The sequence below is a fragment of the Georgenia sp. Z1344 genome (genome assembly GCF_057652375.1).
In genome coordinates this window covers 177,908-190,899 of the sequence record NZ_CM172728.1, presented here as the reverse complement: position 1 = coordinate 190,899, position 12,992 = coordinate 177,908, and the positions used below count along the sequence as shown (strand labels likewise).

Below are 12,992 nucleotides of genomic sequence, written 5' to 3'. Positions count from 1 at the left end.
CCCCGACGCGGTCGGTCAGGAACCCTCGGCCACGGGCGGGGCCGCGTCCTCGGCGGAGATCGTGTCGACGAGCTCGGGGACCCATTCGCCGTCCTGGTCGACCAGGTGGGCGTGGAACATCGGCTGCAGCAGCGCGTGGTCCTCCGGGCGGATCGAGTAGTCGCCCTTCGGGCCCTCGAACTCCCAGCCTTCGAGGGCGGAGACCATCGCGTCGACGTCGTCGGCCGCGCCCTCCTCGATGGCCTGGACGATCATCTGGGCGGCCGTGAAGCCGTCCGGCGTGAAGAGGTCGACGGTGCCGCCGGCCGCCTCGACGTGCTCGATCATCGCGGCCTCGATGTCGTTGCCGCCGGCGCCCGCGAAGTAGTGGTTGAGGAAGTCGATCTCGCCCGAGCCGTCGCCGAAGGCGTTGTAGGTCGAGACGTCGCCGAGTCCGGTGACGACCGTGGTCGACTCGAGGACGCCCTGCTGCGAGAGCGACTGCCACATGGCGCCGGAGGTGGCGCCCGCCCAGGCGACGAACACCATGTTCGGCTCCTCGCCCTGGATCTGCGTGGTGAACGGCGTGAACTCGGTGACGTCCTCGGGCACGAGCACGGGCACGACCTCTGCGCCCTGCTCGCCGAGCACGGCCGCGACGGCGGCGACGTTGCCCTGTCCGAACGCGTTGTCCTGCGCGAGGACGACCACGGTCTGGCCGTCGACGTCCGTGAACTGGCCGGCCGTGGCCACGTCCTGCAGCGACTGGCGGCCCGAGCGGAAGGTGTACTCGTTGATGCCGGTGACGGGGTCCGCCGCGGCAGGGCCGGAGACGTAGAGGATCTGGTTCTGCTCGGCCTGCTCGGCGAGCGCGAGGGCGATGCCCGACGACGCCGTGCCGGTGATGATCTGCGTGCCCGCGCCGATGACGTCGCGGGTGTGACCGAGCGCGGTGTCGACCACGCCGGCGTCGTCGAGGATCTCGACCTCGATCTCGTGGCCGCCCGCGACGCCGGTGCCGTCGGTGGCGTAGTCGAGGCCGGCCTCGAAGCCGTCGACGAACGCCTCGCCGTAGGCGGCCAGGGGGCCGGTGGTCGAGGTGATGAGCGCGACGGGGACGGGGTCGCCCGTGGCCTCGCCGCCGCCGGATCCCGACTCGCCGCCGGACTCGGAACCGCCGTCCGCCTCGGCGTCGTCCTCGCTGGGGGCGCACGCGGCGAGAGCGGTCGCGGTCGCGACGCCCGCAGCCAGGGCCAGGATCTTCGTGCCTACTCGCATGATTCCGCCTTCGTTGGTGGAGAGGTGCGGACCGACGGGGGCTGTCCGACCGCAGAACCTGACGAGTGATTCAGGTGTCAGTATGGTGCGGACGGCGAGCCCGCGTGTCAAGCCCGACCCGCCGACCGCCCCTCTCGTCGAGATTGATCCTTCTATGTTTCGTCAAGCGGCCATGGTGGGTTCGGGGGTGCTGTTGAGGGTGCGGTAGATGCGGCGGGCGAGGTAGCGCTTGAGGCAGCGGCGGATCTCGGCCTTGGTGCGGTGCTCGCCGGCGCGGCGTTCGACGTAGGCGCGGGTCTCGGGGTCGTGACTCATCCGGGTCACGACCGCGGTATGCAGGACGCGGTTGAGTTGCCGGTCGCCCCCGCGGTTGAGGCGGTGTCGCACGGTGTTGCCCGAGGAGGCCGGGATCGGGCTGACCCCGGCCAGGGCCGCGAACGCGGCCTCGGAACGCAACCGGCCCGGGTGGGAGAACACGGTCAGTGACACGGCCGCGGTGATCGGCCCGACACCATGCATCTCGAGCAGCGGCGCGGCCAGGCTGGACTTGACCAGAACGGTGATGCGCTTCTTGTTCGTGGCGAGCTCGACGTCCAGGGCCAGGATCTGGGCGGCCAGGCGGACGGCCTCGCTGCGGGCGGTCGCGGTGGCGATGTCCTCATCGCGCTCGCGCCACCGGCTGATCATGGCGATCACCTTCTTGCCCGGGGCCCGGCGCGCATCGATACCCAGGTCGCTGACGCGCAGCAGCGCGGTCAGCGCGTTCGTGGCCGCGGTACGTTCGCTGTTCATCTGCTCGCGGGCGGTGAGCAGGACCCGCAGCGCGGCCCGGACCCCACTAGCGGCGCGGAGGTGCCGCAGCCGGCTGACCTGAAGCGGGAGGACGGCGGCCGCGATGCGGTAGGCATCCAGGGCATCGGACTTACCCACGCCCCGGTTCCCGCGCGGGTTCATCCGCGCGGCCTCCACGACCTGATAGCCGGCGTCCTGGACAACGCCGGCCAGGGTCGCGCCGTAGGACGCGGCGCCCTCGATGACCCACAACGCGGCCATATCGGCCCCGGTGCGGCGAGCGGCCCAGGCGATCGCGCGGGCCATGCCCGCAGGCGTGGTCGGGAACTGGGCAGAATCGATCAGCTCGCCGCGGGCGGCCAGCACCGCCAACGAATGGGTCTGGGCGTGGGTGTCGACCCCGATGACGAACGGATGGGAGTGCGCGACGATAGCCATAGCGGCCTGGTGTCCTTCCTACCAATGAGTGGATGGTCTGGTCGCTGGTGGCCGGTGCCGTTCTGGGTAGGAGTCACCTCGGGACAACACTGTGACGAGTCACGCCACACCAGTGGCGGACAACCTTCTGATCAGGTCTCCGAGATGGGCCAGGACGGTGCCGGCCACCCCACCCATGGGCGGACAGATCAATCTCCAGACACCCCCAACAAGGGGTCTGCGGTTCGCCGAGTCACACCCACGAGCGGAACGACCAGCCACCACCCTGCCAGCCAGTCCCAGACCAGCCACCCCCACACTCACAGCGGTTGGTGCTCACCGAGATTGCGGTTGGGAGCGGGGGACTGGTCGAGCGTGCGGGTGAGAGGCGGCGAACTGCCGAGCGTGCGGCGTGGATCGGTCGGCCGTGCGGCGGGGGGCTGCCGAGGTCGCCACGCATTGGTCGAGAGTGCGGCTCAGGTCCGTCGACATCGCGACTTGTCGCGCGACGGCCGCCGCGGCTCGCCTGGTAGCTCGTCGGGCACCTCGCCGGAGCGTGCCGCGACTCACGTTCGAGGAGGTCGATCGGGCGTCGGAACGGCGGGGGCTGCGTGTTAGAGTTTCCGTCGTTGTTCAGGTGACCGGGAGCCTTCCGGAAGCCGAACAGACACCCTGTCCGGGTGGCGGAATGGCAGACGCGCTAGCTTGAGGTGCTAGTGCCCGTATTAGGGCGTGGGGGTTCAAGTCCCCCTCCGGACACAGAATGCGGCCGGCCCCCTTCGAGGGGGCCGGCCGTTCTCGTCGGTTCGCGCGTCAGGGCCGGTCGGCCGCCGACTGTCGGCCCTGGTCGACCCCGACGGCCGGTCAGCTGCGGGTCCCGGGCCCTGGTCGACCCCGACGGCCGCTCAGCTGCGGGTCCCGGGCTCCGTCTGGGTGCGCGTCTCCGCAGTCCCGGAGTCGGTGCCAGTCGCATCCGTGCCGGCCCCGGAACCACCGGCCCCGGAACCACCGGCCTCGGAACCGCCCGCCGCGGCGCCGCCTGAGGTGCCGGCGCCGGGGGAGTCCGGCGCGCGGTCGCCTGCCTCCCGGTCGCGGTCGCCGCCCTCCGGCGCGCGGTCGGCCGCCGCGTCCTGCGCGTCGCCGTCGTGCCCGAGGGCGTTCCCGGCGGCATCGCGCGCCTTGTCGATGATGCCGTCGTGCTTGCCGCCGGTGGCCTTGCGCGCCGCCCCCTCGACCTTGTCGAGCAGCTGCTCGCCCTGCTCGCCCCGCAGCGCGTCCTTGGCCTTGTTGAGGTACTTGTCGAGCCCCATGCCGGTCTCCTCGTCGTCGTGTCCTGCGTGCTCCTCGACCTGGCGCCGCGTCCGCGGGGCCGGTCGACGGTCGGGGAGACAGTCTGACGGATGACGCCCGCTCGCGGCGATCCGGCCGGGCGCCGCGGTGCTCAGGCCGGCTCGTGCGCGAACACCTCGCCGATCGGCACGCCGAACGCGTCGGCGATCCGGAAGGCCAGCTCGAGCGACGGCGAGTACTTCCCCGCCTCGAGGTTGACGATCGTCTGCCGAGAGGCGCCGATCCGCTCGGCGAGCTCGAGCTGCGTCATCTCGTCGGCGAAGAATCGCAGGCGCCGGATGTTGTTCGTGATGCGCAGCCGCTCAGCCACGAGCGCCCCCGCCCTCGTGGGCCACGATCGTCCACACGTTCTCGGCGAGAGAGCCGACCGCGACCGCCGCCAGCTGGACGTGCAGCCCAGCCACTGCGGACGCCCCGAGCGCCATCGCGGCAAGCGCGACGACAAGTCCGAGCCCGACGACGATCGCGTCGACCCTCCCCGCGCGCAGCTCGATGAGCGAGTTCTGCTCGTCGTCCGCCATCGATGCGCGCATGATGCGTTCGACCTGCGACGTGTCCTCGCGGGCCTCCGTGGCGGCGACCCCCACGGCGAGCCCGACGTGGAAGACCATCTGCACGACGACGAGGACCACCACCCACAGGCCGGCGAAGATCAGCATGAGTGTGGCCCACGACCGTAGGTCGGCGCCCGTCCCGCTCCGTCCCAGCGCGACGACGACGTAGGCCGCGACGAGTGCGACGACGCCGACGATGTAGGCGATCGACCGCTTGCTCCGGTAGGACATGGCCCCAGCTCCTCGTGTCCAGCGCATTCAACAGAATGACAAACAGAATGTACATCATGTCGCGTGTGGCGGACAAGAGCGTGGACGGTTGGTCGAGAAGGCCGGTGGGCTGATGTCTCCGTGCGTGAGCGATCCCACGCCGGTCAGTACCCCTGCCAGATGTCGCTGACAGGAGTGTGCGGGCACACCCGCTCCCACTCGGCCTCGTTCTCCGGGGTGCCGCCCCCGCCGCCGAAGCTCTGCTCGCTGCCGTCGAGCCGGGCCACGTGGTGCTCGCCCTCCATCTCGTACTCGACCACGAGGCCGTCCTCGGTCCGACGCCCGACGGCGTTGGGGAGCATGATCCCTGTCCCGTCCCCGTCGTAGCCGTGCTCGCCCGTCATCACCGGGCATCCCTCCGGCGACGCGACGAGGTCGCCGATGATGAGCGCCTCCATCACCATCTGTCCCGGCGAGTGCGCCCAGGTGGGAACGGCGAAGGTGTCCCGGTCGAGGGCATCTGCGCCGTCGGACCCGGTCCCTTCCGATGGCGAGCCGTCGGACGCCGAGCCGTCCGTCGCCGAGCCGTCGGAGGGGGCCCCGGCGGAGGGCGACTCGTCCGGAGGCGCGGTCCCGTCCGTGACCGGTGCGGACCAGCAGCCGGCGAGCATCATCGCGCCGACCACGGCGGCGAACGAGGGGGCGAGTCGTCGCACGGCGTCCTCCGGTCCTGACCCGCACGGCGGGTCCCGGCGGCGCCCTCCATGGTGGCCTCCGGTCGGCGACATCGGGCGAGTCGTGGCGCACCGGTGACCGGCGGTCGCCGAATCGTGACCTCATCGACCGAACCGCCCGACGCGCGGGCCCCGTCCTGCGCCGCGCACCCGGGCATGCGGCTAGCCTGGACGATCGCCGTGCCGCCGGTCCGCTCCCGCTCCGGTCCCGGTGCAGGTCGTGGCCGTAGCCGCGACACGCTGACGAGGACACTCCCGTCGATCAGCCCGACACGCCCCCGACCCAGAAGGCCTGACCCGTGAGCACTCCGCTCGAGCACTACGCCCTGCTGTCCGACCAGCGCACGGCCGCTCTCGTGTCTCGGGACGGGAGCATCGACTGGCTCTGCTTCCCCCGCTTCGACTCCTCCGCGGTGTTCACCGCGATCCTCGGGACGCCGGGCGACGGCCGGTGGCGGCTCTTCCCGCCGGGCGGCGAGCTCGACTCGCGCGAGTACGTCGAGGACACGTTCGTGCTCGAGTCCCACTGGACCACGCCGACCGGCACGCTCACCGTCACGGACTTCCTGCCGATCGACGAGGACCCCGCCGCCCCGACGGCGGACCTCGTGCGCTCCGTGACCTGCACGTCCGGGCACGTCGAGGTCGAGCACGACCTCAGGCTCCGCTTCGACTACGGCGCGGCGACCCCCTGGCTCCAGACCGTGGAGGTCGACGGCGCCTCCGAGATCCACGCGATCGCCGGCCCCGACTCGCTCGCCCTGCGCGGGCCGTCGCTCGCCCAGGTCAACGGCTCGTGCCGAGGCACCTTCGCGATGAGCGAGGGCGAGACGCTCACCTGGGTCCTGTCCTGGTCGCCGTCCTACCTGCCTGACGCCCAGCCGCGGCCCGAGACCCTCACCCCGGTCGCCACGATCGCCTACTGGCGGGCGTGGGCGCGGCGGATCGACGCGAGCGGCCCCTACGCCGCCGAGGTGCGCCGGTCCCTGCTCGTCCTGCGCGCGCTCACCGAGCGGCTCACCGGCGGCATCGTCGCGGCCCCGACCACCTCGCTTCCGGAGGAGTTCGGCGGCGAGCGCAACTGGGACTACCGGTTCGTGTGGCTGCGCGACTCCGCGCTGACGATCGAGGCCCTGCTCAGCCACGGCTTCGTCACCGGCGCCCGCGCCTGGCGCACCTGGCTCCTGCGTGCCATGGCCGGCGACCCGCACGACCTGCGGATCATGTACGGGCTCGACGGCTCGCGGCACCTGCCCGAGCTGGAGCTCACGCACCTCGAGGGTTACGAGGGGTCCCGCCCCGTCCGGATCGGCAACGGGGCGGCCCACCAGTTCCAGGCCGACGTCGTCGGGGAGGTCATGGTGGCCCTCGAGCTCGCGCGTGAGGCCGGGCTGGAGGAGACCGAGTTCTCCTGGGGGCTCCAGCGCGCGCTGCTCGACTACGCGTGGGAGCGGAAGGACGACAAGGACCACGGCATCTGGGAGATGCGCGGCGAGCCCGCGTTCTTCACGCACGGCCGGGCCATGATGTGGGCGGCGTTCGACCGGGGCGTCCGCGCGGTCGAGCGGTACGGGCTCGACGGCGACGTCGAGACGTGGCGCGAGCGCCGTGACCTCATGCGCGAGGAGATCCTGGCCCACGGCTGGAACGCCGAGATCGGCTCGTTCACCCAGACCTACGGCTCGCGCGAGGTCGACGCGTCGCTGCTCCAGCTCGCGCACATCGGGTTCGTCGCCTACGACGACCCGATGATGCTCTCGACGGTGGCGCGCATCGAGGCCGACCTGCTCGACGAGCACGGCTTCCTCCACCGCTACCGCACGGCCTCCGGACTCGACGGTCTCGAGGGCGACGAGTACCCGTTCCTCATCTGCTCGTTCTGGCTGGTCGAGCAGTACGCCCGCTCCGGGCGTGTGGGCGACGCGCGGCGCACGATGGACGCCCTCGTGGCGGTCTCGTCCGACCTCGGGCTGCTCGCCGAGGAGTACGACACGAGCGCGGGGCGCCTCGCCGGCAACTACCCGCAGGCGTTCAGCCACCTCGGGCTCGTGCGCGCGGCCGACGCGCTCACGCCCCGGGCACCCGCGACCCCGCGCGAGAGCGACGACGCCGACGACTACTGAGCTCGCGCGGGCGGCTCGGGCGGCTCAGGCGGTCCAGTCGCGGACCGGGAGCGCCTCGAGTCGGTCACCCGCGCGTACCCCGTCGACCTCCGCCGGAACGATCGCCAGGGCCTCCGCGCGGGCGAGGCTCGCCACGAGGTGCGAGCCGGCGCCGAGCGGGTGCGGTGGCTCGGCGACGAGCTCGTCGCCCGTGCGGCGCAGCGCGACCGGCGTGTACTGGCGTCGACCCGCGCGGGCCCGCCACGCTCGGCCCGCCACGACCGGCAGCGTGCGCGTGGGGGCCTCGGTGCCCGCGAGCAGCGCGAGCAGGGGGCGCACGAGCACGTGGAACCCGACGAACGAGCTCACGGGGTTGCCGGGCAGCGCGACGAGCGGCACCGCGCGGCCACCGACCTCGACCGCGCCCGCGCCCTGCGGGCGGCCGGGCTGCATGGCGACGTCCTCGAGCACGAGGTCGTCCCCCAGTGCCTCCCGGACCACCTCGTAGGCGCCCTGCGACACCCCGCCGGCAGTGAGCACGAGATCGGCGTGCGCGCCGGCGAGGAGGGCACGGAGCGCCGATACGTCGTCGGCGCAGCGCGCGAGGGTGGGGATCCCGCCGGCCTGCGCGACGAGCGCGGCGAGCAGCGGCCCGCCCGAGTCGGGGACCTCGCCCGGTCCGGGTGGCGTGCCGGGCTCGGCCAGCTCGTCCCCGGTGGCGACGACGAGGACCCGCGGGCGGGGCACGACGGCGAGGGTCGCGTGGCCGACCGACGCGGCGGCAGCGACGTGGGCGGGGGTCACGCGCTCGCCCGCCGGCAGCACGACGTCCCCGACCCGGGCGTCCTCGGCGGCGGGGCGCACGTGCGCCCAGGCGCCCGGCCGGACGTCGAGACGGACCCGGGCCGGCGCCGGCCCGGCACCCGCGCGGTGGTCGGTGCACTCGACCGGGACCACGGCGTCCGCGCCCGCCGGCAGCGCCGCCCCGGTCATGATCCGCATCGCCGTTCCCGGCGGCAGCACGGCCGGGCCGGAGCCGGCGGGAAGGTCCCCGGCGACGACGAGCTCGAGCGCGCCGTCCGGCAGCAGGTCGACGTCGGACGTGCGCACCGCGAAGCCGTCCATCGCCGACGCGGTGAAGGGCGGCACGGCGACGACGGCGGCCACCTCGCCCGCGAGGACCCGGCCCGGCGCGTCCGCGAGGGAGACGTGCTCCGCCGCGACGGGTCCGCGGGCGGCGACGGCGTCGCGGCCGAGGCGGAGGAGGAGATCGAGGTGCTGCTCCACCGGGACCGCGGGGCCCGACCCGCACGCGTCGTGGTCGTGGTCCTGCTCGGCGACCTTGGCCCGCCCCCACGTCGAGGTGCTCACGACCGCTCCAGGGTGCGCCGGACGGCGTCGATCGCGTCGGGCAGGGCGGCGCCCCGCCCCACCGCGATCCCGACGAGGTAGGAGGAGACCGGGGCCATCGAGCGTTGGACGCCCTCGGCGACCTCGCCGGTCAGCACGTGGACGGTGTCGACGTCGCCGGCCGGGTCGACGAGCGGGGCCTCCCCGGCGGTGGATAGGCCGAGCTCGCGGCATGCCGCCTCGAGCCACGGACGCAGGTGCGTGTCCCAGTCCTCCTGCTCGGTCACCGGCGGACGGCCGGACCCGCGCGCGCGACGCTCCCACGTGCGACGGTCCGCGGGGGTGTCGACGTCGTCGGCCTGTGCCCCCGGGGCAGGGACGCCGGCGAGCACGAGGGGGGCGAGCAGGTCGCGCACCGACCTGTCATGGGGGAAGCCGAGCTCGGTCACCGCCCGGCGCAGCGACGCCGTACGGGCGCGCAGGGCGAGCCACTCCCGGCGGCCGTCGGGTCGCTCGAGGACCACGCCGTCGACGCCGTCGGGCAACGGCCCCGCTGCCTCGAGCGTGGCCACGACCGCCGCGGCCCCGGGCAGGTCGCACGCGAGGACCAGCACCTCGTCGTCGAGAGTGCGGTTGGGAGCCGTGTCGGGCGTCGCCGAGCCTTCGTTGCCGAGAGTGCGGTTCGCCCCGCCGTCGAGCGCGCGCAGGCCGGCGGCGATCCCCGCGGCCGGCCCTCCGAGCGGCGGGTCCTCGAGGGTGCGCAGCACGCCTGCCGGTACCTCGACCGCGTCGGACGCGACCACCACCCGTGGGTGCGCCCCGGCGAGGGCGTCGAGCACGAGGTCGAGCATGCGGCGCCCGCCCACGGTGACGTCCGGCTTCGAGACACCCCCGAGGCGCCGGCCCTCGCCGCCCGCGAGCACGATCGCGGCCGGCATCAGAAGTTCACCTTCTCCCAGCCCCGGCGGCCCTGCGGGGCGGCGCCGGACTTCGAGCGGTAGACGATGTAGGGGCGGGTGAGGTAGCCGAGCGGCACGCTGAAGACGTGGACGAGCCGCGTGAACGGCCACAGCGCGAACAGCAGGACGGCCGAGAACACGTGGGTCTGGAACAGCACCGGGGCGGCGGACATCAGCTCGACGTCGGGCTGCAGCGTCCAGAACTGGCGGAACCAGATCGACACACCCTGCCGGTAGTCGTAGTCGCCGAGCGCGGAGTCGAAGATCGTCGCGGCCACACCGGCGAGGATCGTCACCGTGAGGAGCAGGTACATCACCTTGTCCATCACGGTGGTCGCGCCGAAGACCCGCCGGTTCGTGCGTCGCCGGTAGATGAGCAGGAACAGCCCTCCCACGCAGGCGACGGCCGCCGCGAGCCCGATGGTGATCGCCATGAGGTGGTAGGCGTGGTCGCTCAGCCCGATCGCGTCCGTCCACGAGGCGGGGATGCCCAGTCCCACGGCGTGGCCGAAGAAGATGCCGATGATGCCGAAGTGGAACATCGGCGACCCGATGCGCAGGAGCTTCGACTCGTAGATCTGGCTCGACCGGGTGGTCCACCCGAACTGGTCGTAGCGCCAGCGCCACACGTGGCCGAGCACGAACACCGCCAGGGCGACGTACGGCACGACCACCCACAGCACGGTCTGCAGCGTCTCGTTCATCACCGGTTCCTCACGGGAGTCAGGGGGAGGAGCTCGTGCCCGCCCGGGCCGGTCGCGGGGGCGGCGCCGGCACCGACGCCGGCGGGCACCGGGCCGTGGTCGTGCCCGGAGCAGGTGTCGTCGCCGTGCATGAGCGGCGGCATGTCGTGCTCGGCCCCGTAGCCGTCGAGGCCGACCATCTCCTCCGCCGGCCCCTCCTCGACGAGGCGGCGGACCGCCGCACGGTCCTCGCCGTCGAGCTCGGGCAGGGTCGCGCACACGGCCTCGACGGCGCCGTGCCACGGCGAGCCGATGTCCTCGAGGTGGAGCCGGAGGAGCTCGAGGCCCGCGCGGTTGGCGAGCAGGATCTTCTCGGCCGCCGCCGCGTCGTGGCCCGCACCGAGCTCGAGGACGAGCGTGAGGTGGTCCGGGAGCTCGTCGTCGCGGACCACGAGCCCGGCCCGGCGGTAGGCGTCCTTGACCCGCACGAGCGCGAGGCCCCGGCGCCGCGTGTCGCCGTGGCTGAAGTAGGTGAGGTGGAGGCACCCGCGCCGGCGGGTGTCGAACGTGTCGACGTAGGTCGAGCGCAGCTCCTCGACGTCGGTGGCCGACAGCGCGTCGAGCACCGGGTCGAGCATCGGCCCGAACCGCTGCGGCAGCCGCGAGACGAGCCGGCGCAGGTCGGGCAGGCGGGCGAGCAGCTCGTCGCCCGGGTAGTCCACGAGCCACGACGCCGCGGCCCACACGGCCTGGGTCTCCTCGACCGGGTCACCGGCGGCGGTACGGCCGGGCGCCGACGGGCCGCGGGCAGGGCTCCCGGCGGCCCTCGACGACGAACCGCCGTTCGTCGTCGGGCCGTTCCCTGCCTGTCCGGACCGCCCGCCCAGCGCGGGGAAGGCGCGCTCGACGAGCCGCGCGAGGGCACCCATCAGGCGGTCCCCGCGGCGGGGCGGCGCGAGGGGAACAGGCCGGACGGCATCCCCTTCCCGTCCCAGTTGAGAAGGTTGACGCGGCCGGGCTCCTCGGGGCGGGTGTTGATCGGGCCGGCCGGCCCGCCCGCCGAGACGCCGGCCATGCCCATGTCCTGCTCGGGCAGGTGCATCATGCCGGGGCCGCCGTCGGAGTTGAGCGGGCAGTCGGTCCCGGTCCCCTCGAGCTGGTGCGCCTGCTCGGAGTGGCCCACGGGGATGACGTATCGCTCGTCGTACTTGGCGATCGCGAGCAGCCGGTACATCTTCTGCATCGACGCGCCGGTCATGCCGACCGCCTCGGCGATCTCCTCGTCGGGCTCGCCGCCGAGGTTGATGTCCCGCATGTACGAGCGCATCGCGGCCATGCGGGCCAGCACCCGCTGGACGGGCACGACGTCGCCCGCCGTGAAGAGGTTGGCGAGGTACTCCACCGGGATCCGCATCTGGTCGATCGCGGCGAAGAGCGTGGCGGCGTCCTCGGCGTCGGCACCGGTCTCCTGGACGACGTCGACGACCGGGGACAGCGGCGGGACGTACCAGACCATCGGCATCGTCCGGTACTCCGGGTGCAGGGGGAGGGCGACCTCGAACTCCTTGATGAGCCGCCACACCGGGGAGCGCCCGGCCGCCTGGATCCAGTCGTAGGGGATGCCGGCCTTCTCGGCGGCGTCCTGCACCTCGGGGTCGTGCGGGTCGAGGATGACGTCCTTCTGCGCCTCGAGCAGCGCGTGCTCGTCCTTCACGGACGCGGCTTCCGTCACGCGGTCGGCGTCGTAGAGGACGAGGCCGATGTAGCGCAGCCGTCCCACGCAGGTCTCGGAGCACACCGTCGGTTCGCCCGCCTCGATGCGGGGGTAGCAGAACGTGCACTTCTCGGCCTTGCCGGTCTTGTGGTTGAAGTAGATCTTCTTGTACGGGCACCCCGAGACGCACATGCGCCAGCCGCGGCACTGGTCCTGGTCGACGAGGACGATCCCGTCCTCCTCGCGCTTGTAGATCGCGCCCGAGGGGCAGCTCGCCGCGCAGCTGGGGTTGAGGCAGTGCTCGCAGATGCGGGGCAGGTAGAACATGAAGGTGTTCTCGAACTCGAGCTTGACCTTGTCCTCGAGCCCCTTGAGCATCGGGTCCTTGTCGCCCGCCGCGTAGGTGCCGCCGAGGTCGTCGTCCCAGTTGCCCGACCACTGGACCTGGACCCGCTCACCGGTGATGAGCGACTTCGGGGGAGCGGTGGGGATGTGCTGCTGCTGGGGCGAGGCGAGCAGGTTGTCGTACTCGTAGGTCCACGGCTCGTAGTAGTCCTCGATGCCGGGGAGCTTGGGGTTGTTGAAGATGCGCAACAGCTTGCTCACGCGCCCGCCGCCCTTGAGGCGCAGCCGGCCCGAGCCGGAGACCTCCCAGCCGCCCTTCCACTTCTCCTGGTCCTCGTAGCCGCGCGGGTAGCCCTGGCCGGGCCGCGTCTCGACGTTGTTGAACCAGATGTACTCGGTGCCCTGCCGGTTGGTCCACGCCTGCTTGCACGTGACCGAGCAGGTGTGGCAGCCGATGCACTTGTCGAGGTTCATGACCATCGCCATCTGGGCCATCACTCGCATGTCGGATCTCCTTCGGTGGCG

The 12,992-nt window shown here is 72.8% G+C and carries 12 protein-coding genes and 1 tRNA gene; 2 read left to right on the top strand and 11 right to left on the bottom strand.

Features of this window, described 5'->3' with window-relative positions:
- Nucleotides 1-15 precede the first annotated feature (15 nt).
- Nucleotides 16-1,257: a substrate-binding domain-containing protein gene (locus AC24FB_RS00865; protein ID WP_425715766.1), complete on the bottom strand. Its 1,242-nt coding sequence runs from the start codon at nucleotides 1,255-1,257 to the stop codon at nucleotides 16-18.
- 162 nt (nucleotides 1,258-1,419) lie between these two features.
- Nucleotides 1,420-2,487: an IS110 family RNA-guided transposase gene (locus tag AC24FB_RS00860; RefSeq protein ID WP_425715765.1), complete on the bottom strand. Its 1,068-nt coding sequence runs from the start codon at nucleotides 2,485-2,487 to the stop codon at nucleotides 1,420-1,422.
- A 653-nt stretch (nucleotides 2,488-3,140) separates the two neighbouring features.
- On the opposite strand from AC24FB_RS00860, the gene AC24FB_RS00855 reads away from it, so the two are divergent.
- Nucleotides 3,141-3,225: transfer RNA gene (locus AC24FB_RS00855), tRNA-Leu, on the top strand.
- Nucleotides 3,226-3,371: 146 nt separating this feature from the next.
- Here the strand turns inward: AC24FB_RS00855 and AC24FB_RS00850 are convergent.
- The 4 genes from AC24FB_RS00850 to AC24FB_RS00835 form a co-directional block, all read right to left on the bottom strand.
- Nucleotides 3,372-3,776 (bottom strand): antitoxin, encoded by a 405-nt coding sequence (locus AC24FB_RS00850; protein WP_425715885.1) that lies wholly within the window; start codon nucleotides 3,774-3,776, stop codon nucleotides 3,372-3,374.
- A gap of 131 nt (nucleotides 3,777-3,907) precedes the next feature.
- Nucleotides 3,908-4,126: a helix-turn-helix transcriptional regulator gene (locus AC24FB_RS00845; RefSeq protein ID WP_425715884.1), complete on the bottom strand. Its 219-nt coding sequence runs from the start codon at nucleotides 4,124-4,126 to the stop codon at nucleotides 3,908-3,910.
- Nucleotides 4,119-4,601, bottom strand: coding sequence for a hypothetical protein (locus AC24FB_RS00840; RefSeq protein WP_425715882.1), 483 nt, complete (start codon nucleotides 4,599-4,601; stop codon nucleotides 4,119-4,121). Before AC24FB_RS00840 ends, AC24FB_RS00845 begins: the two co-directional genes overlap by 8 nt.
- Nucleotides 4,602-4,744: 143 nt before the next feature.
- Nucleotides 4,745-5,296, bottom strand: a complete 552-nt coding sequence (locus tag AC24FB_RS00835) for a hypothetical protein (RefSeq protein WP_425715881.1) — start codon at nucleotides 5,294-5,296, stop codon at nucleotides 4,745-4,747.
- A gap of 317 nt (nucleotides 5,297-5,613) precedes the next feature.
- Here AC24FB_RS00835 and AC24FB_RS00830 point away from each other — a divergent pair, with 317 nt between their 5' ends.
- The gene (locus tag AC24FB_RS00830) at nucleotides 5,614-7,437 is read left to right on the top strand and encodes a glycoside hydrolase family 15 protein (protein ID WP_425715880.1); all 1,824 of its coding nucleotides are present in this window, start codon (nucleotides 5,614-5,616) and stop codon (nucleotides 7,435-7,437) included.
- Nucleotides 7,438-7,461: 24 nt separating this feature from the next.
- Here the strand turns inward: AC24FB_RS00830 and AC24FB_RS00825 are convergent, their stop codons facing one another.
- The 5 genes from AC24FB_RS00825 to narH are packed head-to-tail and all read right to left on the bottom strand — an operon-like array spanning nucleotide 7,462 to nucleotide 12,971.
- Complete coding sequence (locus AC24FB_RS00825) at nucleotides 7,462-8,787, bottom strand: molybdopterin molybdotransferase MoeA (protein WP_425715879.1); 1,326 nt, start codon at nucleotides 8,785-8,787, stop codon at nucleotides 7,462-7,464.
- On the bottom strand, nucleotides 8,784-9,704 hold the full coding sequence (locus AC24FB_RS00820) for an NTP transferase domain-containing protein (RefSeq protein ID WP_425715878.1): 921 nt from the start codon (nucleotides 9,702-9,704) through the stop codon (nucleotides 8,784-8,786). Before AC24FB_RS00820 ends, AC24FB_RS00825 begins: the two co-directional genes overlap by 4 nt.
- Nucleotides 9,704-10,429, bottom strand: coding sequence for a respiratory nitrate reductase subunit gamma (narI, locus tag AC24FB_RS00815; protein ID WP_425715877.1), 726 nt, complete (start codon nucleotides 10,427-10,429; stop codon nucleotides 9,704-9,706). Before narI ends, AC24FB_RS00820 begins: the two co-directional genes overlap by 1 nt.
- Nucleotides 10,429-11,337, bottom strand: a complete 909-nt coding sequence (gene narJ / locus AC24FB_RS00810) for a nitrate reductase molybdenum cofactor assembly chaperone (protein ID WP_425715876.1) — start codon at nucleotides 11,335-11,337, stop codon at nucleotides 10,429-10,431. Before narJ ends, narI begins: the two co-directional genes overlap by 1 nt.
- Complete coding sequence (gene narH, locus AC24FB_RS00805; protein WP_425715875.1) at nucleotides 11,337-12,971, bottom strand: nitrate reductase subunit beta; 1,635 nt, start codon at nucleotides 12,969-12,971, stop codon at nucleotides 11,337-11,339. The genes narJ and narH overlap by 1 nt, the downstream gene beginning before the upstream one ends.
- Between the last annotated feature and the right edge of the window lie 21 nt (nucleotides 12,972-12,992).